This is a genomic window from Polyangium spumosum (genome assembly GCF_009649845.1).
GTDB lineage: Bacteria > Myxococcota_A > Polyangia > Polyangiales > Polyangiaceae > Polyangium > Polyangium spumosum.
This window is the reverse complement of record NZ_WJIE01000004.1, coordinates 430,388-450,953: the sequence shown is the minus strand read 5'-3', so window position 1 is coordinate 450,953 and position 20,566 is coordinate 430,388. Positions and strand designations below refer to the sequence as shown.

General features: G+C 67.2%; 17 protein-coding genes and 19 tRNA genes. 5 read left to right on the top strand and 31 right to left on the bottom strand.

What is annotated here, in order from left to right; translation table 11 throughout:
- Nucleotides 1–54 precede the first annotated feature (54 nt).
- The 6 genes from GF068_RS15775 to GF068_RS15750 all read right to left on the bottom strand — a co-directional run bounded on the left by GF068_RS15775 (nt 55) and on the right by GF068_RS15750 (nt 4,945).
- Nucleotides 55–540, bottom strand: a complete 486-nt coding sequence (locus GF068_RS15775; protein ID WP_153820197.1) for an Hcp family type VI secretion system effector — start codon at nt 538–540, stop codon at nt 55–57.
- Nucleotides 541–663: 123 nt separating this feature from the next.
- A complete protein-coding gene (locus GF068_RS15770) occupies nt 664–1,167 on the bottom strand; it encodes an Hcp family type VI secretion system effector (protein ID WP_153820196.1) in 504 nt (167 codons plus the stop codon).
- A 435-nt stretch (nt 1,168–1,602) separates the two neighbouring features.
- Nucleotides 1,603–2,517, bottom strand: a complete 915-nt coding sequence (locus tag GF068_RS15765; RefSeq protein WP_153820195.1) for an isoaspartyl peptidase/L-asparaginase — start codon at nt 2,515–2,517, stop codon at nt 1,603–1,605.
- A complete protein-coding gene (locus GF068_RS46255; RefSeq protein ID WP_153820194.1) occupies nt 2,514–3,236 on the bottom strand; it encodes a hypothetical protein in 723 nt (240 codons plus the stop codon). Before GF068_RS46255 ends, GF068_RS15765 begins: the two co-directional genes overlap by 4 nt.
- A 33-nt stretch (nt 3,237–3,269) precedes the next feature.
- Nucleotides 3,270–3,815: a hypothetical protein gene (locus GF068_RS15755; protein ID WP_153820193.1), complete on the bottom strand. Its 546-nt coding sequence runs from the start codon at nt 3,813–3,815 to the stop codon at nt 3,270–3,272.
- A 551-nt stretch (nt 3,816–4,366) separates the two neighbouring features.
- The gene (locus GF068_RS15750) at nt 4,367–4,945 is read right to left on the bottom strand and encodes a hypothetical protein (RefSeq protein ID WP_153820192.1); all 579 of its coding nucleotides are present in this window, start codon (nt 4,943–4,945) and stop codon (nt 4,367–4,369) included.
- A 354-nt stretch (nt 4,946–5,299) separates the two neighbouring features.
- Between GF068_RS15750 and GF068_RS44265 the strand changes: the two genes are divergently transcribed.
- Together GF068_RS44265 and GF068_RS15735 are read left to right on the top strand one after the other, a co-directional pair.
- Nucleotides 5,300–7,240, top strand: a complete 1,941-nt coding sequence (locus GF068_RS44265) for a hypothetical protein (RefSeq protein WP_206079483.1) — start codon at nt 5,300–5,302, stop codon at nt 7,238–7,240.
- 13 nt (nt 7,241–7,253) lie between these two features.
- Nucleotides 7,254–8,618, top strand: a complete 1,365-nt coding sequence (locus GF068_RS15735) for a pyridoxal phosphate-dependent aminotransferase (protein ID WP_153820191.1) — start codon at nt 7,254–7,256, stop codon at nt 8,616–8,618.
- Here GF068_RS15735 and GF068_RS15730 read toward each other — a convergent pair.
- Nucleotides 8,602–9,888 carry a hypothetical protein gene (locus GF068_RS15730; RefSeq protein WP_153820190.1) on the bottom strand — a complete coding sequence of 429 codons (1,287 nt, stop codon included), beginning with the start codon at nt 9,886–9,888 and terminating at the stop codon, nt 8,602–8,604. The genes GF068_RS15735 and GF068_RS15730 overlap by 17 nt on opposite strands.
- Nucleotides 9,885–10,955, bottom strand: coding sequence for an alpha/beta hydrolase family protein (locus tag GF068_RS15725; protein WP_153820189.1), 1,071 nt, complete (start codon nt 10,953–10,955; stop codon nt 9,885–9,887). Before GF068_RS15725 ends, GF068_RS15730 begins: the two co-directional genes overlap by 4 nt.
- A gap of 95 nt (nt 10,956–11,050) precedes the next feature.
- Here GF068_RS15725 and GF068_RS15720 point away from each other — a divergent pair, with 95 nt between their 5' ends.
- Nucleotides 11,051–12,055: a hypothetical protein gene (locus tag GF068_RS15720; protein WP_153820188.1), complete on the top strand. Its 1,005-nt coding sequence runs from the start codon at nt 11,051–11,053 to the stop codon at nt 12,053–12,055.
- 279 nt (nt 12,056–12,334) lie between these two features.
- Here the strand turns inward: GF068_RS15720 and GF068_RS15715 are convergent.
- The 23 genes from GF068_RS15715 to GF068_RS15605 form a co-directional block, all read right to left on the bottom strand.
- A tRNA-Ser gene (locus tag GF068_RS15715) sits at nt 12,335–12,419 on the bottom strand.
- Between the two features lie 66 nt (nt 12,420–12,485).
- Nucleotides 12,486–12,725, bottom strand: coding sequence for a hypothetical protein (locus GF068_RS15710; RefSeq protein ID WP_153820187.1), 240 nt, complete (start codon nt 12,723–12,725; stop codon nt 12,486–12,488).
- 50 nt (nt 12,726–12,775) lie between these two features.
- Complete coding sequence (locus GF068_RS15705; protein ID WP_153820186.1) at nt 12,776–13,291, bottom strand: HNH endonuclease; 516 nt, start codon at nt 13,289–13,291, stop codon at nt 12,776–12,778.
- Nucleotides 13,292–13,351: 60 nt separating this feature from the next.
- Nucleotides 13,352–13,424 (bottom strand) — tRNA-Leu (locus tag GF068_RS15700).
- 10 nt (nt 13,425–13,434) lie between these two features.
- A tRNA-Leu gene (locus GF068_RS15695) sits at nt 13,435–13,519 on the bottom strand.
- 4 nt (nt 13,520–13,523) lie between these two features.
- Nucleotides 13,524–13,607, bottom strand: a tRNA-Leu gene (locus GF068_RS15690).
- Between the two features lies 1 nt (nt 13,608).
- Nucleotides 13,609–13,685 (bottom strand) — tRNA-Pro (locus GF068_RS15685).
- An 18-nt stretch (nt 13,686–13,703) separates the two neighbouring features.
- Nucleotides 13,704–13,777: transfer RNA gene (locus GF068_RS15680), tRNA-Pro, on the bottom strand.
- 89 nt (nt 13,778–13,866) lie between these two features.
- Nucleotides 13,867–13,938, bottom strand: a tRNA-Arg gene (locus GF068_RS15675).
- A 44-nt stretch (nt 13,939–13,982) separates the two neighbouring features.
- A tRNA-Glu gene (locus GF068_RS15670) sits at nt 13,983–14,056 on the bottom strand.
- A gap of 5 nt (nt 14,057–14,061) precedes the next feature.
- Nucleotides 14,062–14,132, bottom strand: a tRNA-Gly gene (locus GF068_RS15665).
- Between the two features lie 6 nt (nt 14,133–14,138).
- A tRNA-Ala gene (locus tag GF068_RS15660) sits at nt 14,139–14,209 on the bottom strand.
- A gap of 14 nt (nt 14,210–14,223) precedes the next feature.
- Nucleotides 14,224–14,344: transfer RNA gene (locus GF068_RS15655), tRNA-OTHER, on the bottom strand.
- Between the two features lie 90 nt (nt 14,345–14,434).
- Nucleotides 14,435–14,508 (bottom strand) — tRNA-Asp (locus GF068_RS15650).
- A 57-nt stretch (nt 14,509–14,565) separates the two neighbouring features.
- Entirely contained in the window at nt 14,566–16,227 is a 1,662-nt protein-coding gene (locus GF068_RS15645) for a TROVE domain-containing protein (RefSeq protein WP_153820185.1), read from the bottom strand.
- A gap of 137 nt (nt 16,228–16,364) precedes the next feature.
- A tRNA-His gene (locus tag GF068_RS15640) sits at nt 16,365–16,436 on the bottom strand.
- Nucleotides 16,437–16,441: 5 nt separating this feature from the next.
- A tRNA-Glu gene (locus GF068_RS15635) sits at nt 16,442–16,517 on the bottom strand.
- A 1-nt stretch (nt 16,518) separates the two neighbouring features.
- Nucleotides 16,519–16,594: transfer RNA gene (locus tag GF068_RS15630), tRNA-Asn, on the bottom strand.
- 96 nt (nt 16,595–16,690) lie between these two features.
- A tRNA-Lys gene (locus GF068_RS15625) sits at nt 16,691–16,761 on the bottom strand.
- 60 nt (nt 16,762–16,821) lie between these two features.
- A tRNA-Tyr gene (locus tag GF068_RS15620) sits at nt 16,822–16,900 on the bottom strand.
- Nucleotides 16,901–16,982: 82 nt separating this feature from the next.
- Nucleotides 16,983–17,138, bottom strand: a complete 156-nt coding sequence (locus tag GF068_RS15615; RefSeq protein WP_153820184.1) for a hypothetical protein — start codon at nt 17,136–17,138, stop codon at nt 16,983–16,985.
- A 121-nt stretch (nt 17,139–17,259) separates the two neighbouring features.
- Nucleotides 17,260–17,335, bottom strand: a tRNA-Gln gene (locus GF068_RS15610).
- Between the two features lie 201 nt (nt 17,336–17,536).
- Nucleotides 17,537–17,610: transfer RNA gene (locus GF068_RS15605), tRNA-Lys, on the bottom strand.
- A gap of 909 nt (nt 17,611–18,519) precedes the next feature.
- Here GF068_RS15605 and GF068_RS15600 point away from each other — a divergent pair.
- Nucleotides 18,520–19,020 (top strand): DUF2505 domain-containing protein, encoded by a 501-nt coding sequence (locus GF068_RS15600; RefSeq protein ID WP_153820183.1) that lies wholly within the window; start codon nt 18,520–18,522, stop codon nt 19,018–19,020.
- A 66-nt stretch (nt 19,021–19,086) separates the two neighbouring features.
- Entirely contained in the window at nt 19,087–20,508 is a 1,422-nt protein-coding gene (locus GF068_RS15595) for an NAD(P)/FAD-dependent oxidoreductase (protein WP_153820182.1), read from the top strand.
- Nucleotides 20,509–20,566: the final 58 nt, after the last annotated feature.

Below are 20,566 nucleotides of genomic sequence, written 5' to 3'. Positions count from 1 at the left end.
AACACCGGGGGGGTTTGGGGGCACAGCTCCGCGAAGCGGAGCGGAGCCCCATCGTCAACGAGGCGTCTCCCAATCGTCGTCTGCCGTGATCCCGCCTTCGTTCCACGTCCAGATGATCTTCTGGTACGTGAACGCGACCTCTTCTCGCTCGGGGAGCTGCGCCGCGATCTTGCTGCGCGTGCTCGGCATCCGGAAGATGATCGAGCTGATGTTCGCGTTCTCGAGGCGCACCGTGTAGTGCTGCTTCTCGATGCCGTTTTTGTGCGGCGTGTAGAACTGGAGCTCGAAGCTCTTGATGTTCTCGTTGTTGCAGAGAACGCTGTAAAGCAGCGGCGTCGAGCGATCGAGCACCTTCGTCACGACGAACGGCTTGTGCACACGTTTGCCGGTCGGACGGCCGCTCGCGGGATCGCGTGGGCTCACGATCTCGTGCATGGCCGCGATGACCTGAATCGATCCTTCGCGACCTTTTTGCGTCACCGAGCCCAGGATGGCGCCCTGTTTTTCCGCGACGATCTTCAAGTGCGCGTTCAGGGCCATGGGGGATCCATCAAGCCTCGGCACCAATCTTGGAAGAGCTTACTCTCCCCCCGTCCTACGGACAAACGAAAACCGGGCGACCCGAAGGCCGCCCGGCTGATTTTGCTGGGCGTCAGCCCAGTCTCAGACGAGGGGGGTCTCCCAGTCGTCCTCGGCCGTGATGCCGCCCTCGGTCCACGTCCAGATGATCTTCTGGTACGTGAACGAGATCTCCTCGTACTCGGCGTACTTCATGAGATCGGGGTTCCGGTTGTTCGGCATGCGGAAGTTGATCGACGCGATGTTCGCGTTGATCAGGCGCACCGTGTAGTGGTTCACCTCGGTGCCCACGCCCTGCTGCGCCTTCACCTGCGGCGTGTAGTGCTTGAGCTCCCACTCCGAGATGTTCTCGTTGTTGACGAGCGAGCTGTAGAGCAGCGGCGACGCCTTATCGAGCTCCTTCGTCACGATGAAGGGCTTGTGCATGCGCTTGCCGGTCGGCAGGCCGCTCGCCGGATCGCGGGGGCTCACGATCTCGTGCGAGACCGCGATGACCATGATGCTGTTCTCGCGACCCTTCTGGGTCACGGAGCCCTTGATCTCGCCCTGCTTCTGCCCCTTCAGACGGAGATACGCATTGAGAGCCATGTTGACCTGACCTGTTCCCTCGGCGGCAATCGATCTGGACTCAGTCTACGCCCCATTGCGCGCTGGCAGATGTCTCACCTCTCGGGAACGATGGTTCACGGGAAAAGCTCGATGCCGAACCCGCGACCTCACGGGAGCCGAGAAGGTCACCGTGTGGTGGGTTCGTATGTTCGGAGTTTCTGCCCGGCCGTCAAGCATTTCTTTGCTCGCCCCATGTCTCTTTCTTGCCCGCTTCTCCCCCCTCCGGCACGAAATCACGGCAGGCGTAAATATCGCGGGACGACAAAACGAAAGCCGACCAAACCCCCGCGCCCATCTACCCGGATCTACAAAGGATCCAGGGAAAACGCAGACACCGGTCGGGCTTCGTCGCAAAAGAATTGACGAAGGTGGCCCGTCTGTGCATCAGGCCCCTGGGCCTGGAAGAACCACGATTCAGAAGCCCGAGGCTTCCCCCTCGGCCCACGTCGCCGCCCACGACATCGACGCCGTCGAGCGCGAGAGGCCGTAGTGGCCACGCGGGTCGATCGCGATGGCGCCGCCGGTCGATCCGATCCGGCCCCGGAGATGCTCGATCGAGCGGCGAACCGCCTCCTCCGCGGCGAGGCCCCCGCGCATGTGCTCCGCGGCCGTACGCGCGATGCAGAGCCGGATCATGCCCTCGCCGTGGCCCGTCGTGGAGACCGCGCCCGCCTCGTCGTCGGCATACGTGCCCGCGCCGATGATCGGCGAGTCGCCCACCCGCCCCACGCGCTTGTTCACCACGCCGCCCGTGCTCGTCGCCGCCGCGAGCAGGCCATGGCCGTCGAGCGCCACCGCGCCGATCGTATTGCCCGCCCAGCCCATCGGCATCGCGCCCTGACGCGCCGTCGCGAGCGCCTCGCGCGCCGCCTCCGTGACGAGCGCCTCGTCCCCCACCGGGACGAAACCACGCGCCCGCGCGAACCGCGCCGCGCCCTCGGACGCATAAAGCACGTGTCGACCATCGTCGAGCGCAGCACGCGCGATCGAGATCGGGTTCGCGAAGCCGCGCAGATCACACACCGCGCCGGCCGCGAGGCCCTTCCCCTCCATGATCGAGGCGTCGTGCGCGACGCGCCCCTCCTCGTCGAGGCACGCGCCCGTGCCCGCGTTGAAGAGCGTGTCGTCCTCGAGCGCGCGCGCGGCGCGCTCCACGGCGTCGAGCGCGCTGCCGCCCTGCCGGAGCACCTCGAGGCCCGCGCGCGCGGCACGCAAGCAGCCCTCGGCGTGCTTCGCGCGACGCTCGGGTTTGACGTTGCCGGCGCCGCCGTGCACGACGACGCCGAACCGGCCCAGGAGTCCGCCCTGCGATACGATCGGTTCGCTCATCGGGGAGGGACGGCACGGTAGCGCGAGACGAGCGCGTGCGCGAGCAAGACGAGCGGCGGGACGCACACGACGAACGCGCCCACGTGGCCCGCGGCCACGAGCTGGAACGCGGCGATCATGGCGACGACGAGGAGCAAGGCGAACGCGGCGCGGCCCGACGAACCACCCTCCTGCGTGGCCCCGAGCGGCGCCCCGACCGCGAGGATCAGGAGCGCGAGCCCGACGGCAACGCGGCGCTCGCCAGCCCCTACCGGCGCGAGGGCTTCGGGTGAACGCGCGGCGACCTCGAGCGCGCCGCCGGGCCCGAGCCTCGCGCCGCGCACGACGTCACGCAAACCTCCGTCCGGCTCGGCGATCCAGACGCTCGGCGCCGTGGGCCTCGGGAAGAGCGGCTCGAGGTCCGCGACGTCTGCGAGCACGAGGGCCGGGCCGATCGCCGCGATGATCGCCCCGCCGAGCGCGGCGCCGAGCAACACCCTGCCGGGGTGCGCGCCGAGCGCCTCGAGCGCGCGCGTCTCGCCCCTCGCGCGGGCGATCCTCGACGCAGCGAGCGCGCCGATCCCGCCCGCCACCGGCGCGAGCGCCGCGCAGAGCGCCACCCTCCGCGCGAGGCCCGCGCCCTCGTCCGTCGCCGTCACGACCAGCACCACGACACACCCGACGAGCGCGGCGATCCCGAGCGCGCGTCGCGCGAGGCTCTTGTCGTAGGCCGAGACCAAGGCCGCCCGGATCTACCACGAGGGCCGCGGATCTCAGCGTGGCGCGACGATCCGCTCGGCATCGAGCACGTACGACATCATGCACGGCAGGGCCGCGAACGCGGGCTCCGGGCCCGTCACGAGGTCTGCGCAGTCCGAGCCCTCCGACGGCGTGAACGTATACGCGAGCTCTCCCGTGAAGCCTCCCGCGTCCTCGTCGAGCAGGCCTTCGGCGCGATCGCCGCGCACGACCGCGCAGGGTGGCAAGGGGCCCTTCGTCTCGCCCGCGCGCATGTCGACGGCGACCTGCGTGTCGAACGAGAAGCGGCGCTCATCGGCGCCGAGCGTCCCCGAGGTGACCTCGGCGCCGCTGTCCCAGAAGAGCTCGCCGTCGCCGCGCGAGAGGCGGACCTGGAACTGCCACGTCGCCGTCGAGCCGAGCGCGCCTTCGCCGCATGTGTTCGTCTCACGCGTGGCTGCGACCTGGTACGTGCCGAGCGGCTCGCCGGGGTGATGAGGATCGACCTTGCCGTCGCCGAGGCAGCCGACGATCGACGCGGTGAGGCCAACGAGGAGCGTCTTCCGAGCGGAGAGAGACATCGCCGAGAGGGTGGCGCGAGCCGCGCGTGAAACAAAAAAAAGAGCGGGCCGGAGGTCTCACCTCCAGCCCGCTCAGGCCCCACATCCCTGGCCTGGATACCGCGTCGACTCCCGTCGATGTCGAGATCCAAGCGGAGGCCAACTCTGACCCGGCCCGCCGGTGAAGAGGCGCGTCCTATGGCGACTCCATGCCGGAGGACCTGATGCCCGGCAGCGCGAACGCCGCCCGGAGCACCACGTGATGGTCAGTAGCCCGAAGCCTCCGGGTTAGAGCCACGGGTATTCTGCATGGTGACCATCCCTCCTCCGGCTTGCCGGCACCCCGTTGCCGAGCCTGCGCTCGCGCGCTCGGCAGGCGTGGGTGTTCGTTCGAAGCATCGACGCGCCAAGGGCTCGACGATGTGGTTTCGTACCGACGCCAGGGTACTCCCCAGCAGGACCAATCCCGGACACGAATCCCTCCGGTACTGTCGCGACCTTATCACTTTGGCGTCCACGGCGCAAACCGAGAAACGCGGAAATGCCGGGCGAACGCGCTCTTCTTCGAGGGCTCACGCGGAGGGCGACGGGTCTTGCGGCTCGAGGCTCGCGGCCACTTGACCACTCGTGCTCTGGCTGCGCACCCGCGACAGCACCGCGTCGAGGAACGACTTCGGGTGCACGCCGCTGCGCACGATGCGCCGGCGCTGCGGGAGCGTGACCGACTCGACCGCGAGCGACGTCGCCGTGCCGCGCCCGTACGACGCGATCGTCACGACCGCCGTCACCTTCGTGCCGTCGTGCGTCCTGCAGATCGTCACGGTGCGACGCACCTGCTGATCGTCCTCCGACCAGCGCGCGAGCCAGTCGTCGGTCGTCACGTCGGGCTCGACGATCACGAGCCGCGCGGGCATCACGACGCTCGGATCCTCTGCGGCCGAGAGCGCCTCGCGGAAGCCGAGCACGAGCCTGCAGGGCAAGGGCCCCGCGGCGTCGCCCGACTCCAGCACGAAGCCCATCTCCCCCTCCTCGCGCTCGCCGCGACCCGATCGCGTGACGCCCGACGGCGGGCTCTGATCACCACGCGACGACGACCTGCCGCGACCCCCTGGCTCCACCGCGAAGAATGGCGAAATCACTCTCGTGACCACGAGGCGACGATACACGAGCGAAGCGCCGAAGCGCGCGGGATTTCGCGCGTGTTCTCGCGCATCTCGGCTCCGCCCGAGGCGGGAGAACGAGCCCTTCAGGTATCACCTCCGGGGACGAGCGTGCCTCGCTCCGGTCGTGTCCGGTCCTCCCCTCGGGCGCCTCCCGACCCCGCTGCGAAGGGCCGTTTGCAGCGGCCAACCGCGGGGTCTGACGCGCTGCGTGTCGGGACGTGGCTCATCGCACTAGGCAATCGGCCGAGGTCCGCCTAAGGTGTCGCCGAACGTCCCGCCCGCTCTCGCCTTCACGGCCGTCCCAGGCGGCGAGAGAGCGGGCCTTCTGCCGCACGAAGTCGAATGAAGCAGCTCAGCATCTCGCAGATATCTCTGCTCGTCAGCGTCGGTGGCGTCTACTTCTTCCTTCTGTGGTTCGTCGATCGATCCATCGACGAGCGCCTTCGCGTCTGGTTCCGCTACGTGGCGGTGATCGGCACGGTCGCGCTCGCCGCGTTCGGCATCACGAAGCTCACCGACGACCACGCCCGCACCGTCGACATCATGAAGGCCGCGCTCGCCATCACGGCGGCGGGCTGCGTCTTCTACGAGCAGCACCGCGCGGCGATGAAGCGACCGGTCTCCGAGCGCTGGAAGAAGTACATCGGCGTGACGCTCGCCGTGGCCTCCATCGTGGCTTACTTCAACGGGTTCCGCTTCGGATACCCGCAGTATTACCACCGATGGGATCAGTTCCACTATTACATGGGGGCCAAGTACTTCAAGGAAATGGGGTACGACGGCCTCTACAAGTGCGCCCTCGTCGCGCAGGACGAGCTCGGGGTCGTCAATTACAAGCACGACAACGGCCGGGTCGAGCGCATCGACATGACGAAGGAGGTGCGGCACCCGGACAAGAAGATCCGCAACCTCGGCGGCGACAACCTCCTCGTTCCCGCCGCGCACTTCCTCGAGAACCCCGGCGAGACCTGCAAGGACCATTTCCCCCCGGAGCGCTGGGAGAAGTTCAAGGAAGACGTGAAGTTCTTCCGGGCCGTCTCCGGCAAGGGTTACTGGGAGGACATGCAGAAGGACCACGGGTACAACCCGCCGCCCGTGTGGACCATCATGGGCCGGTTCTTCGCCGAACTGCAGCCCGCGAGCGTCTGGTATTGCCAGTTCCTCTCGTCGCTCGACCTCGTCTACACGCTCGGCATGTTCGTCGCCCTGTGGTGGGCGTTCGGCTGGCGCGTCTTCGCGGTGGGCGCGATCTTCTGGGGTTGCCAGTCGTCGGCGCCGTTCTACTGGACCGGCGGCGCGTTCCTGCGGCAGGACTGGATCTTCTTCCTCGTCCTGTCGGTCTGCCTGCTCCGGAAGAAGTACCCGAAGCTCGCGGGCGCCTCGCTCGTGTATGCGGGACTCTTGCGTATCTTCCCCGGGCTCTGCGTGGTCGGCCTGCTCGTGACGGTGGGCTGGACGATCGTGCGAAAACGCAAGATGTCGGGCGAGCAGGTGCAGATGCTGCTCGGCGGCACGGCCGCGGCGGCGGTGCTCATCCCGCTCAGCATCGCGGTCTCGGGCCCGCGCTCGTACCACGATTTCTACAAGCACACGCTCGAGGTCCACGACCAGACCCCGCTCACGAACCACATGGGCCTGCGCGTCATCATCGCGCACGACATGAAGTCGCAGGCGATCTCGCAGATCGGCGACGCGCTCACGCCGCTCTCGGACGGCCTCAAGGCCCGCGGCCTCCTGAGCCCGGACACGGTCCAGAAGATCGGCGACGTCTTCCATTACAAGGAGGCCGCGAGCAAGGCCTCCGGGCGCATGAAGTTCACGAAGGACATCAAGCTCATCGATCCCTTCGAGACCTGGAAGAACATGCGCAACGAGCGGTACAAGAAGTACAAGATCGTCGCGTACCTGATCATCGGGCTCACCCTCGCGCTGAGCATCTACGTGCAGCGCCGCCTCAAGAACCTGTGGGTGGCCCAGTGCCTGGGGCAGATCTGGATGATCCTCCTGTCCCAGCTCACCTGTTATTACTACTCGTTCATGATCCTCTCGGCGCCGCTCACCAAGGTGCGGAGGGATTTCGAGGCCCCGCTCTTCGGCCTCGCGGCGCTGAGCCAGTTCGTGTGGATCAGCTCCTACTGGAACGACGACAAATACACCGCGCTCACCCTGATCTCGCTCGCCTTCTGCCTGGGCCTCTTCCTCGCGCTCCTGCCGAAATCGGTGGAGCCGAAGGTCGTCACCCTCCGAGACGAGCCCGAATCGATGCCCCCTGCCAAGGCCTGACGGATCCATTGCCATGAGCACGAACGACACGATCGAGACGCCCCCCGAAGGCGCCGAGGCCCTCCCTCCGGCGAAGACACGCAGCGAGCCCATCCTGCGCGGCCCAAACGAGGAGAAATCCCTCGGCGCATTCCGCAAGGTGCCCCGCACGGGGGTGATTTACGTGATGGGCGAGGCCCAGAAACACGGCTATCGCCCCAGCGTGGACGCAGGGGGCGAGGACGCCTGGTGCAACCTCGGCCAAGGCCAGCCCGAGACCGGCCCCTTGCCCGGCGCGCCGCCGCGATGCGAGGCCGTGACGATCGCGGGTGACGATCAGGAGTACGCGCCCGTCGCGGGCCTGTGGGAGCTGCGCGAGGCGATCGCCGATTTCTACAACCGCGCCTACCGGAGGGGCATGCCCTCGCGGTACAGCGCCGAGAACGTGAGCGTCTCCGGCGGCGGCCGGGCCTCGCTCACGCGCGCGGCCGCCGCCCTCGGGCAGATCAACCTCGGCCATTTCCTCCCGGATTACACGGCCTACGAGGAGCTGCTCGACGTCTTCCGCCTCTTCTCCCCGATCCCGATCCTGCTGGAGAGCGAGCGCGGTTATGCCTTCTCCGTGGGCGATCTCCGGCGGGAGATCCTGGGTCGCGGCCTCGGCGCCATCCTCACCTCGAACCCCTGCAACCCCACGGGCAAACACATTCGAGGCGAGGAGCTCGCCGCGTGGGTCCGCACCGCGCGTGACCTCGATTGCACGATGCTCTTCGACGAGTTCTACTCGCATTACGTGTACGGCCTCGGCGGGCCCGCGCCCATGGAGAGCGCGGCGCGGTACGTGGAGGACGTCGATCAGGATCCGGTGGTCATCTTCGACGGTTTGACGAAGAACTGGCGATACCCCGGCTGGCGCGTGACCTGGACCGTGGGGCCGCGCGAGGTGATCGACGCGGTGGCGAGCGCGGGCAGCTTCCTCGACGGCGGCGGCTCGAAGCCGATGCAACGCGCCGCCGTGCCCCTGCTCGACATGGAGCACGTGAAGGCCGAGACGGCGGCGATCCAGCGGACGTTCGCGAAGAAACGCGACCTCATGCTGGAGGGCCTGCGCAAGCTCGGGATCCAGGTCGACGTGGCCCCCGAGGGGACGTTTTATTGCTTCGGCTCCGTCGCGGACCTCCCGCAGGGCATCAACGACGGGCATTCGTTCTTCCGGGCCGCCCTCGAGCACCGCGTCATCGTGGTGCCGGGCGAGTTCTTCGACGTGAACCCGGGCAAACGCAGGGCGCACCGGGCCTCGCGGTTCCGTCACCACGTGCGGTTCTCGTTCGGCCCGGGCGAGGAGTCGCTGACGCGCGCCCTCGGCCGGCTGGAGAAGATGATCAAGATTTACGCGTGAGGCCGAGCGCCCGCTCGATCGCCGCGTCGTCGAGCTCCTCCTCGGCGGCGCGCTCGAGCGCGGCGCGCAGGTCCTCGTCGGCCGCCGCGTCCGCCGCGCCTCGGATCCTCGACGCCTCCTCGGGCGCCGCGATCCGCAGGAGCATGGCGGCGCCGAGGCGGCGGTCGCGACGCTCGGCGGCATTCTCGAGCACGGAGGCGAGCTCCCTCGGCGTCACGGTCGCGCGGCGATAATTGGCATTCCCCAGAAGGTCCGGGAGCTCGGCCCGCCACGCCGCGACCGAGCGGCCGCCGAGATCGAGCCATTCGGCGATCCTCGCGCCGTCCTCGGCGACGGCGCCCGTCTTCCGCGCCCCCTCGATCCGCTGCGCGGCGGCCTGGATGAGCCGAGGTTCCCCCTTCGCCGCGGTGACGAGCTTCTTTGCCCCGCGCAGGCCAAACCCGAGCTTGCTGTCCTTCGCCTCCACGTGCTCGATGTCCGCGTGGGAATGGTATGTCCGGGAAAACAACCGCCGCACGACGACGCCGTCCGTGCCGATGACGATCTCGTCGGGCTTCTGCGCCCGAATGACGAGCCACGTCACGAAGACCGCCGCGACGAAGACGAGGACGTCCTGCATCGTCCTGGGTATTCCAATATCGTGCAACGCGCGGACCAACACGACGAGCACGAGCCCGATCACGGGCAAACCCATACAAGCGGCCACGATCATGCCTCGTGGCGACGCGAGCTGGATCGAGAGCCGCCGATCGCTGGGCGAAAAGCCGAGCTTCTCCGTTGCCTCGTGCCCCTGCTCCTCGCTCGGCAGCGTGATGGACAGGACATTGCCGCGCACGAGGTGAACGTCCAGGCGCGGATCCGGGCCCGGCACGACGACGGCGTCCGTGATGCCCGCGCGAGGTACGAACTGGACGATGCTCTCTCCGCGCTCGAACGTCAGGCCCCCGGCATGCGCGAGGACGCGCGCCGGGCCTCGCCACCCCCGGGTCGTCGGAATCCCCAAGACCACGCTCCCGATGCCGAACGCGGGCGCGGACAAGGCGCAAACGAGCCACACGATCGGTAAAATGGTATCTTCGTAAAACTCCCCTGCCGGCGCGCGGGTCACGGCCCGGAGGACGTCGAGGGTCACGGAGACGAGCGGCGGTGCAAACGCAAGGGCGAGGCCCACGAGCCCGAACGTGCGCGCGGGGCGGAGCATACGTTCGCTCACGGTGACGTTCGTGAGGACGAGGGTCGATTCGCTCGGGGGCTCGCCGCTCGTGCTCATCTGCGGGAAAAAATACCCATTCGTCCGAGCATCCGCCCCACGGCGCGGAAGGCGTCTGCCCGGCCAAACTGGAGCAAATGACCGCCGTGGAACGTTTCGAGCGGAGCGTCGAAATGGTCGGCGAGGCGGCGCGCGTGATCCACCGGGGTGATCTTGTCGCTCTTCGCCGCGAGGACGAGCACCCGCTCCGGAGCGACCCGCGACGGACGCGCGAACGGGCTCACGACGCGGTGCACGGCGTCGAGCTCTTCGTACTGGCGCCGCTGCTCCTCGGGGCTGCCCACGAACCGCCCTGCGGCGCGCGCGACGTCGGCGATCGAGGCGAGCGGGATGATCGGGACCACAAACGCGACGCGATCGTCGACGGTCGAGAGCAGGCTCGTCGAATACCCGCCGAGGCTCATGCCCATGACGCCGACGGCCTCGGAGCCGCGATCCCGCAAGAACGAGACGAGCGCGCGCAAATCGAGCACGGCCTGGCGGAACCCCTCGTTCGTGACGCGCGGATCACCGCCGGGGAAACGCGGCGACGCCTCGTGCGAGCGCACCGCGTGGAAAGGGAGCACGAAGAGCGCGACGTCGAGGCCGCGGTCGTAGAGCCATTGCACGGGCCAGATGCGCTCCTCGAGCCGATACTGACCACAACGATAGCCGTGAACGAGGATCGCGGCCGGGCGCGCGGGCCCCGCGTGCAAGAAGAGCCGGGCCGCCGCCGTGGCGTTGGCCTCGTGCGAGAGATATTTCGCGCGGATGTCCTCCGCGAGCGGCTCGAAGAGGCTCGGCCAGGTCAGATCCAGCACGGTGCCGGGCTCGGGCCCGCCCATCGGCCGCACGCGGGTGATGGAGGGCGTGAGGGGGGCGGGGGGCGCGAAAAACCCGTGTGTCGGCTCATAATGCTCGGGCCGGTCGTACGTGCGCCGGAGCTCTGCGAGCGCTTCCATACGCGCTGCGTGGCCGAGCGCCTCGGGATCGGGCTGCCCCTTGGGCCGGCTGCGCCGGAGGAGCAGGGCCCCGCCCACGGCGGTATCGAAGCTCGAGGCCGCAGTGCTGAGGAGGCTGCGTATCACGAGACGATCGTACCACACGAAGCGCTCCGGGCGGAAGCCCCGGACCCGCGGGCGCCATTGACGCGCGACGTCGATTGACGCAAACAGGCGACTTCATGCCCGGCGAAACCCAAAGCGTCACCGTCTCCATGGACCTGCCGTCGTCGCTGCTCCTCCAGCGCCTCCGCGCGCTCGGCCGCTTGCTCGGGCTCGGCGTGCGGCTCGGCGGCCGCACGCTCGATCTCTTCCCCGAAGCCGCGGCCGCCGAGCGATCACCATCGTGGTCCGCCGGCGACATCCAGCGCCCGGAGACGCTGAACTTCAGCACCGGACGTCCCGAGCCGGGAGGGCTCTTGTGCCCGTCGATCTTCGGCAATCCGCCGGATCTCCGGCGATGCGGGCACGTCGCGCTCGTCGAGCCCGTGGTCCCGTGGCCGGCGCGGCAGCTCCTGGCGCCGCTCCTCGCAATGACCGAGGAGGAGATCCTCGAGCTTTCCTACAAGGACCCGGCCGCGCTCGTCGCGCGCGTCGACGAGGCCGAAGCGGCGGGGCGGCAGGCGAATGGTTGGTGCCCCAAGGAGCTCGTCTGGTGGTCGATCCCCGTGATTTCGCCCCCACTTCGCGCAGCCACCGTGGAGGAATCCCAGGCGCTCGTGGGCGAGGCGTGCTTCTGCCGCACGCTACACGACGCATATCGGCGCATCGTGAACCGGAGAAACCGGCTCCGCCGATTGAAGGAGCTCGAGGCGCCGGCCGTCATCGTCGAGAACGAGCGAAGGATGTCGATCGAGGCCGTCGACGAGCTCCTCGCCAATTTCGAGCTCGAAAACTTCCGGACGTATGATGACGTCGACGAAGGCCACAGAAAGCCGATGATGGACGCCACCAGGCTGTTTTTCGAGGCACTCACGCCGGCGCTGGTGGAGGCTGCCCGGAAAAACCCGGGCGGCAGCGGATGGATCACGGAGGCTGTACGTATCGGCGACGCGGAAGGCGGCAGGCTCCCCATCATGCGCCACCTGTGGACGCTCGCCGCAAAACGCCCGCAGGAGCCGCTCGGGGAGGAGCTCATGAAGGTGCTCGTGCTCTCGGGGCTCGAGCCTCTCCTGCCATCGAAGTGATCTCGGCGGAAGCGGGGTGAGTCGAACACCATGCCGGAGGCACGCACCGAGTAGCAAACGGGCTCGGCCCCACGGCCGATTCTCGCTTCCAGATACACCTGGCGGAAGCCGGAGGACTCGAACCCCACACCCGTAGGTGCCCACTGTTTTCGAAACAGGTCTGATCCCTGATCAGTTCGTCTTCCAGAATGGCAGAGAGCAGAGGAGTCGAACCCCGCAGCGAGGCTGCCCTCCGTGTTCAAAACGGCGCCGGGTCCACACCCGGAATGCTCTCCACGGCGGAAGAAGGAGGACTCGAACCTCACACCTACAAAGGTGCGCACTGTTTTCCAAACAGGCCTGGTCCCCGACCAGTTCTTCTTCCAGATCCCCATTCGACGCCGCAGCGCCGCGTGGGGGTGAAGGTGAGGGTCACGTTCGACGGTCATGCTCAGAACCGCCGCCCAGGGCGTCCTCGATCCGCGAGCAACCGCGCCGAGTCCGGCGCGTCGGCGGGCGACGCCGCGCTCGTCGAGCGCGCGCCTGCCGGCCGTGAAGCCCCGTTCACCTCGACGATCCGCGAGGCGATCGCGAGCATGAGGACACCAACGAGCACGACTGCAGCGACGGCCGCAGACTCCATGGGCAAACGAATCCGCACGCCCGCCATTTGATTGGTTTCGAGCGTCATGAGTACCTCCTCGATGAGGGATTGTTGAAAAAAGGCCCCGCGGGGGGACCTCAGCTCGCGGCACAGTAATGCACCCAGATCTCCGGGATCCTGCGCGCGCCGAGCCGAACGACGGGGGCTGCGGGCAGCCACCGGGGCTTCACGGGCTTCTTCAAGAGCTTCATACCCGCCTGCTCCGGCGTGCGACCGCGCTTCTTCGTATTGCAGCTCTGGCAAGACGCGACGATGTTCTCCCAGACCGTCCGGCCGCCCTGCACGCGCGGCAGGACGTGGTCGTACGTGAGCTCGCCGGCGTCCTTCTGGACACCGCAGTACTGGCAGCGGAAGTCGTCACGCACGAACACGTTCGTGCGGGAGAACTTGACGCCACGCTTGTGCGAACTCCCATGGCGCTTGAGCCGGACGACCGCCGGCGCGCGAATGGTCATCGTGGGCGAGCGAATCTCGTCGTCGTACGTCTCGAGCACCTCCACCTTACCCAGAAAGCTCAGGGTCACGGCGGTCTGCCAGGAGATGACCTGATGCGGCACCATCCAGGGCGTGAGCAGCAATGTCTGCGCGGTCATGATCCACCTCTCCGTCCTATCTCTTCTTCTTCATTTCGCTCTCCAACTGCGATGGTCCGGTGCTCGGAGAGGGAGTCGAACCCCCAATGAACCGGGTTTGAACCGGCCGCGTTTGCCATTTCGCCACCCGAGCAGCGGGATGCTGGTGTCGTCGGTGGGAGTCGAACCCACACGCCCTCGCGGGCACAGGATCTCAGCCTGCTACGTATGCCATTCCGCCACGACGACATGATATCCACGGAGGGAGTCGAACCCTCATTGCCCTTTCGAGCACGGTTTCTGAGACCGCTGCGGTTGCCAGTTTCGCCACGTGGACATGGTCTGGGTGGAGGGATTCGAACCCCCAATCCCCGGCTCCCGAAGCCGGTGCTCTACCAGGTTGAGCCACACCCAGATGTTTCTGCGCGCCTTGTCTGGGTGGGGGGATTCGAACCCCCAGCCTCCGGCACCCCGAGCCGGCGCTCTACCAGGTTGAGCCACACCCAGATGAATTCGGACATACCCTCGCCAGGAGTCGAACCTGGAACGTCGAGCTTCGGACGCTCGCGCCTGCATGCACCGGCAGGACGAGGGCATGGTCTCCCCGCGAGGAGTCGAACCTCGCCAGTCGGCTTCGTAGACCGACGCCTGGCCGCCAGGACAGGGAGAGAATGAGGGGGCGAGTCAGCAGCTCACCCCCTCGGCGGATTTGCGCACTCGGCGGGGATCGAACCCGCGTCACCGGATTGAGAGTCCGGCTGCCTGACCCACTAGCAATACGAGTGCAAGAGCGCGGTGAGGGAGAGTCGAACTCCCATCCCGAGTATGGCACACTCGGATTCTGCCGTTGAACCACCACCGCATTTCGTGGAATGACGGGGACTCGAACCCCGATCCCTGCCGTGCAAGGGCAGTGTTCTTCCGTTGAACCATCACCCCGAACCGTGAATCTGCGCCGTCGACGGGGCTCGAACCCGTGACATCCTGAATAACGATAACCTTCCTCTGCCGGCCCGACTCGGACGAGTTTGTCGAAGAAGGCGTCAGTTGCTCTACCCGCTGAGCTACGACGGCAAATACGTGGGACAATTGCGATAACCATCATCGTTCGGCCCGGCCCCCGGGCGAGGGTTTGATGACGGATGTACCGGACGATTGTCCCAGCGCCCCCGGGGGGATTCGAACCCGCCCTCACCTGATCGACAATCAGGCTGCCTCACCAGAGAGCATACGGGAGCAAACCGGGCGAGGAGGCGCGTGTGGAGGCACGCTCCCCCTCGTCCTTTCGACTGCAATCAGGCCCTCGAGAAATCGGCCATCACCTGCGGCGCGGCCGCGTCGAAGCCCACGACGTCCAGCATGCCAGGGTCCTGCGGATCGGCAATCGTGAAGCCCGTGGAGGTCATGCCGACCACGACGAGCTTTGCGGGACGGCCCATCGCCTGCCGGTAGTCGCGAAGCGCCTGGAAAGGATGAATCTCACCCGCCCAGGTCTCGCTGTCCGTGTAGACGACGAACGTGTCGACCTCGACCTTGTTCTTTTGAGCCCAGATCATCGGCAGCGCGCAGTCCGTGCCGCCGAAGGGCAAACCGCTGACCATGCCGAGCACGTCGTCGAGGCGTTGCCTCGGCGACAGCGGCAGCGACATGACGCCCGAGACCCCGCGAGGGCCAAAGGCGCCGCCCGCGGAGGCGAAGGCCAGGGTCGAAAACGACGGCTCGATGCGCGCCGTCGCCATCGCCATGGCCGCGCTCGCGACCCGGGGCGTGAGGCCCGGGATCCCCGCGATCGCGCCCCCATCCATGGAGGCCGATACGTCGAGGGCGAGCAGGTGCTTCTTGCCCGTCGGCTCGATCGACCGGAATGCGAGGTAAAACGCCTCGTCGAGGGCGTTCACGATCTCGCGCACCGGCTCCCAGGTGAGCGCATTTTCGCGCTTCTGGGCGCGCTCGCCCCGCCCTTGCGCATACACGCGCAATGCGGAGAGAACGCTCACCGGGTGAATCCGGGCGCGCCGGAGGCGCTCGGCGTCCGTGAGACGGCTGGCCACGAGCCTCGCGGCCGCGCTCATGGGCGCGAGCAATCCGACGCTGGTCATCTTGCCGAGGTTCCGGAGCAGCGCCGTCTGCGGCATGTGGGGGAGCAGCGCTTCCCACACGGCAGGGTCGTTCTTCCACTCCGTGGGCACCATCTCGTGCGTGAGGCGATTCTCGCGCACGAGCGTGACGAGCCGCTCGCGCGGCGCGCCCTTGGCCTCCTCGAACGCCCGGACGACGGCAGGCAGCTTCTCGGGGTCGAGAGCCCCGCCGCGGGCCGCCTCGTTCGTCACGGCGTCCATACCACCGACGATCCAGCGGTACATCGCGCCGTGCTCGTCCGTGACGGGCGTCGGGTGCGAGAGTCGCAAGAGGTCCTTGTGGCTCCAGCCGTCCCGCTGCCGGTATTTCACGGCCTGGTAGGCCAATTCATCCGGGCTCTTGCCCTGGTACCAGGCGCCGATCGCGCTCCGGAGGCCGCGGCCCCAGCGCCGGAAGCCCTCCACCGCTCGCGCGAAGTGGAAGAGATCCGTACCGGTGCGACAAACCTCCGGCAAGGCCGCGAGTGCGGACTTGCGGACCTCGGGGCGGGCGTGCCCCGCGGCCATCGCCAGGGCGAAGATCGCGGGCTCGTTCTTGGGCGCGCGGCCCGAGCGGCTGATCTCGACGATCCGCCGCACGGCCCGCTCGCCGTCCGCGTCGAGGCAACGAAGGACGGCGCGCGCGTTGTCCTGCGTCAGGGCGCGCTCGGTGGCGTAGTAGGTGCCGCCGTCGGCGCCGAGGACGAGCCACCGGTCGAGGCGGGCCCAGTCGTCGAGCTGGAAGACGAAGCCGCCTGCGTAGTTTTCGACCTGCTCGGGCCGCGCCTTCTCCTTTTGTCGGGTGAACAGCGCGGCGAAGTGCTGGATGTAGTTGGCCATGGGAACCTCCGGCCCGCGCTGCGGGCGAGTGAAAGAGAAGGATCAAGAAAGGGAATGAGGGACGGATGAGCTGGGTGATCTCGGATGTTTCACCAGGTTGCAATTGGATAACCGAGACCTTCCGACCCGCCTCTCGGGTGAGCGTACGGGAATCGAACCCGCCTTCGCAGGGTCACAACCTGCCCTCTTCACCAGATGAGTAACGCCCACACAATGGCGCCCCGTGGGGGAGTCGAACCCCCGGCAACCGGATTGAAAGGCCGGTATCCTGACCGCTAGACGAACGGGGCGTGGCTCCAACGGAGGGCTTCGAACCCCCATCTCCTCGCTTAACAGGCGAGTGCTCTACCGGTTGAGCTACGTTGAAACGCGCAGGGGCAAACGTGCCCCTGCGACATCGCGTTGTGTATCGGAATCGATTGTCATAGAACGAGTCCCGCCTCCGGAGAGGAGGGATACGTCGCGGATCCGGAGGGGATCGAACCCTCGCCTGCCGCTTAAGAGGCGGCTGCTCTACCCTTGAGCTACGAATCCGAAACAGGCGGCGCCTTGCACGCACACGTCGCCTGTCGCGCGTGATTTCTCACGCGCCGGTGTGGACGGGAGGACTCGAACCTCCAAGCAAACGCGGACGGTTTACAGCCGTCGGGGCTCACCCATGCCCAGCGTCCACGAATATTCATGAGCGGCCCCAAACGAAGAAGGCCGCCAGGTTTCCCGGGCGGCCTCCTCGGACACGTCACGTCGTGACGATCCTAGGATCCACCCGTATCGAGAGGCTCGAGACCACACACCGGGCTCGACTCGTTCGCCGCGTTGCGCGAAGGGCTCCGCAGAAGATCGGAGAGGCTCTCGCCCAGCAGCTCGCCGGCGCTCCCCTTCACGTCCTCGTCATACAGATGCTCGCCCATCGCCATTCCCTCGTCCGCCTATCCTCTCTCATTTCGACGTTCGGGTCAACCATTTTATTCGCTGCCCCGTCGATTTTATTTTTGTCGTCTGTCGTCGATCATTGAAATCGAAATCAGCAGATGGAGGACCCGGGAGGCCTCGAACCTCCACGCTTCCGCTTCAAAGGCGGACGCTCTGCCCATTGAGCTACGGATCCGAACCAGAGGCCCGAGCCTCGCGCATGCACGCGGGCGGCCCTCTCCCCTGCCCTATCCCCGTCCCCTCGCGTTTCGTTGTACATCCATTTCGACGTTCGAGGCAAGGAAATGTTTTGATGGGCTCGTCGATTTTGATTTTTTCCTCTCTCCACACGCTCGCATCGAAATCGAGCGCCATGCCTATCTCTCTATATAAGGAGTGGATCCGGGAGGGCTCGAACCTCCACACTTCCGCTTAAAAGGCGGCTGCTCTACCGATTGAGACTACGGATCCGCATTCTCTGGATACACCTCGGGCCTCATCGCACGTCGTCAATGCGATCCCGAGCCGAGGACACACGACGGCCCATGCACGCGCGCGCCGTCGATGCGAATGCAATCGATACACGCGTGCCCAGGAGCGCATCACGCGCCCTCGTGTTCGTCTCTCAGAACGGAGCCCAGGGACGTCGCCGCGCCCCGCTCCGCGAGACGCGAAATTCCCCGATACTGCCCCGCTCGATACACGTCTCCCCGCCAGGGCTCAATACACGAGCCCCCCATTCGAGGACGAAACTCTCCCCTTCCACCTGCCCCGCAGCGCCCCAAGAAAGAGCGCCAAAGAGAAGGCCAAAAACGCCGAAGGCCGCCTGGGATCTCCCGAGGCGGCCTTCGCAGTCGTCACAATGACGCTTGCTCTACCGCCTACGTGCCCTCCGCCGGGTTGCCGAGCTGCCGCGAATCACGAAGCGTATATCCGCAGAAAGACTCGACTTTGCCGACCTTGGGCCCCATGTGTCCCGCACTCCGCGCCCGATCGAACGCCACGCACACGAGTCCCGCTGCCAGCAGCGCGGCTCGTTCGTGGTTCCGATCAGTCGTGGGGCGGATCAACATGTGGAAACTCTCCGGCGAGAGATACTCGTCTCGGATCGACTTTGCAACAAAAAAGTTCCCGGTTATCTCTTTTTCTTTTCGACCCCCCTACCGGGAACGCGATGCGCACCGGAGCCGAGGCCCATGACGCCGTGCATCGCGGATGCCAGGGGCGGCTGACCGCCCCGGGCAGAGCGCAAAGTGCCGTCGCAGGGAGGCTATGGAAGGACGGCCCTCGCTGGTAGAGTCGCCGCCCTCGAGAGCCCCGAAGGCCACGAAGCCCCCGATGGCGCGAGCGTCGGCCCCCCGGGCAGAACCAGGAGACGTCATGGCCAAGTTCACCGTCACACACGAGATCAACTGCGACGTGGAGACCTTCTGGAAGGTGTTCCTCGACAAAGAATTCAACGAGAAGCTCTACAAGGGACACCTCGGCTTCCCCGACTTCCGCATCCTCGACCAGCGCGACAGCGACACCGAGGTCGTCCGCAAGGTCGCAGGGACGCCCAAGATGAACGTGCCCGGGCCCGTCGCCAAGGTGCTCGGCTCGAACTTCGGCTACACGGAGGAAGGCCGGCTCAACAAGGCCACCAACCTCTGGTCGTGGAAGATGATCCCCGGCAACATGGCCGACAAGCTGCGCAACGAAGGCACGATGCGCGTCGAGCCCGTCGGCGACAAGAAGGTCCGCCGCATCGCCGAGATCATCATCGAGGCGAAGGTGTTCGGCATCGGAGGCCTCATCGAGAGCTCCGCCGAGAAGCAGCTCCGCGACGGCTGGAACGACAGCGCCGTCTTCATGAACGACTGGGTCAAGACCCATTCTTGAGGACCAGGACGCCCGTCCGAAGCGCCCCACCGCCTCACCTGGACCGCTGATTGCATCGCCCCGGGCATGAAAGGTGCGTCGGGGCGAACGGGGAGGCCGAAGCATGCGCCGCGCAGGGCGCGTTTCGCACAGCGCCGCGCGGACGAGCACGGCAGCCCCATCACGTTCGGTGAGCCGGGCCGTTCCCCGAAATCACGCAAGGAGCCGGTGCACGTGCCCCACGTGGTCATCGTGGGCGGCGGCTTCGGAGGGCTCTACGCCGCCAAGGCGCTCCGAAACGCGCCCGTACGTATCACCCTGCTCGACCGCAAGAACCACCACCTCTTCCAGCCCCTGCTCTACCAGGTCGCGACCGCAGGGCTGAACCCGGCCGAGATCGCCGCGCCCATCCGGCGCGTGCTGCGCGATCAGCGAAACGTGCAGGTCCTGCTGGCCGAGGTGACGGGCATCGATCCGGACGAGCGCACGATCTCCTCGACGGCCGGCACGTTCGGATACGATTTTCTCATCCTCGCGACGGGCGCGAGCCACTCGTATTTCGGGCACGACGACTGGGAAGCCCTGGCCCCGGGGCTGAAGAGCCTCGAGGACGCCCTGGAGATCCGGCGCCGCGTGCTGCTCGCATTCGAAAAAGCCGAATGCTGCGCGCCCACGCCGGAGGAGCGCGCCGCGTGGCTGACGTTCGTGATCGTGGGCGGAGGACCGACGGGCGTGGAGCTGGCCGGGACGCTGGCCGAGGTCGCTCACCATACCGTCGCCAACGACTTCCGGGTGATCGATCCCACGGCCGCGCGAATCGTGCTGCTCGAGGGGATCGATCGCGTGCTGCCGACGTATTCGGAGCTGCTCTCGGCGCGCGCGAAGCGGCAGCTCGAGCGGCTCGGGGTGGAGGTGCGCACGAACGCGAAGGTGACGGGCATCGACCCGGAAGGGGTGTCGATCGGCGAGGAGCGCCTCGCCGCGAAGACGGTGCTCTGGGCCGCGGGCGTACGGGCCTCGCCGCTCGGCCAATGGCTGGGGGCGCCGCTCGATCGCGCGGGGCGGGTGAAGGTCACGCCGGACCTCTCCGTGCCCGGCCACCCGGAGGTCTTCGTGATCGGGGATCTCGCCTTCCTCGAGCAGGACGGCCGGCCCGTCCCGGGCCTCGCGCCCGCGGCGATCCAGGAGGCGCGCCACACGGCGCGGAACATCCTGCGGACGATGAAGGGCGAGCCGCGGCGCCCGTTCCGCTACGTGGACAAGGGCTCGCTCGCCACGATCGGGCGTAACGCGGCGGTGGCGGATCTCGGCCGGGTCGAGCTCTCGGGCTTCGTCGCGTGGGTCGCGTGGATCCTGATTCACGTGTTTTTCTTGATCGGGTTCCGGAATCGGTTCCTCGTGCTGTTCGAATGGGCTTTTTCTTACCTGACATACGAGCGCGCGGCGCGGCTCATCACGGGGGCTCCTCCCTCGAAGGTGGTCCTGCCCGAGCCGGCCTCGAGGCGCTGACGCCGCCCCGGATTCTCCGCGGGGACGCCCCGTTCCCTGCCGCCCTGGACGCGCGCCT

Excerpts from the sequence above, each read along its gene's own strand:
- GF068_RS15770 (WP_153820196.1), bottom strand. The coding sequence starts at position 1,167 with ATGGCTCTCAATGCGTATCTCCGTCTGAAGGGGCAGAAGCAGGGCGAG.
- GF068_RS15775 (WP_153820197.1), bottom strand. The coding sequence starts at position 540 with ATGGCCCTGAACGCGCACTTGAAGATCGTCGCGGAAAAACAGGGCGCC.
- GF068_RS44265 (WP_206079483.1), top strand. The coding sequence starts at position 5,300 with ATGAAGCAGCTCAGCATCTCGCAGATATCTCTGCTCGTCAGCGTCGGT.
- GF068_RS15710 (WP_153820187.1), bottom strand. The coding sequence starts at position 12,725 with ATGACGCTCGAAACCAATCAAATGGCGGGCGTGCGGATTCGTTTGCCC.
- GF068_RS15720 (WP_153820188.1), top strand. The coding sequence starts at position 11,051 with ATGCCCGGCGAAACCCAAAGCGTCACCGTCTCCATGGACCTGCCGTCG.
- GF068_RS15730 (WP_153820190.1), bottom strand. The coding sequence starts at position 9,888 with ATGAGCACGAGCGGCGAGCCCCCGAGCGAATCGACCCTCGTCCTCACG.
- GF068_RS15615 (WP_153820184.1), bottom strand. The coding sequence starts at position 17,138 with ATGGGCGAGCATCTGTATGACGAGGACGTGAAGGGGAGCGCCGGCGAG.
- GF068_RS15645 (WP_153820185.1), bottom strand. The coding sequence starts at position 16,227 with ATGGCCAACTACATCCAGCACTTCGCCGCGCTGTTCACCCGACAAAAG.
- GF068_RS15705 (WP_153820186.1), bottom strand. The coding sequence starts at position 13,291 with ATGACCGCGCAGACATTGCTGCTCACGCCCTGGATGGTGCCGCATCAG.
- GF068_RS15600 (WP_153820183.1), top strand. The coding sequence starts at position 18,520 with ATGGCCAAGTTCACCGTCACACACGAGATCAACTGCGACGTGGAGACC.
- GF068_RS15595 (WP_153820182.1), top strand. The coding sequence starts at position 19,087 with ATGAAAGGTGCGTCGGGGCGAACGGGGAGGCCGAAGCATGCGCCGCGC.
- GF068_RS15735 (WP_153820191.1), top strand. The coding sequence starts at position 7,254 with ATGAGCACGAACGACACGATCGAGACGCCCCCCGAAGGCGCCGAGGCC.
- GF068_RS15755 (WP_153820193.1), bottom strand. The coding sequence starts at position 3,815 with ATGTCTCTCTCCGCTCGGAAGACGCTCCTCGTTGGCCTCACCGCGTCG.
- GF068_RS15765 (WP_153820195.1), bottom strand. The coding sequence starts at position 2,517 with ATGAGCGAACCGATCGTATCGCAGGGCGGACTCCTGGGCCGGTTCGGC.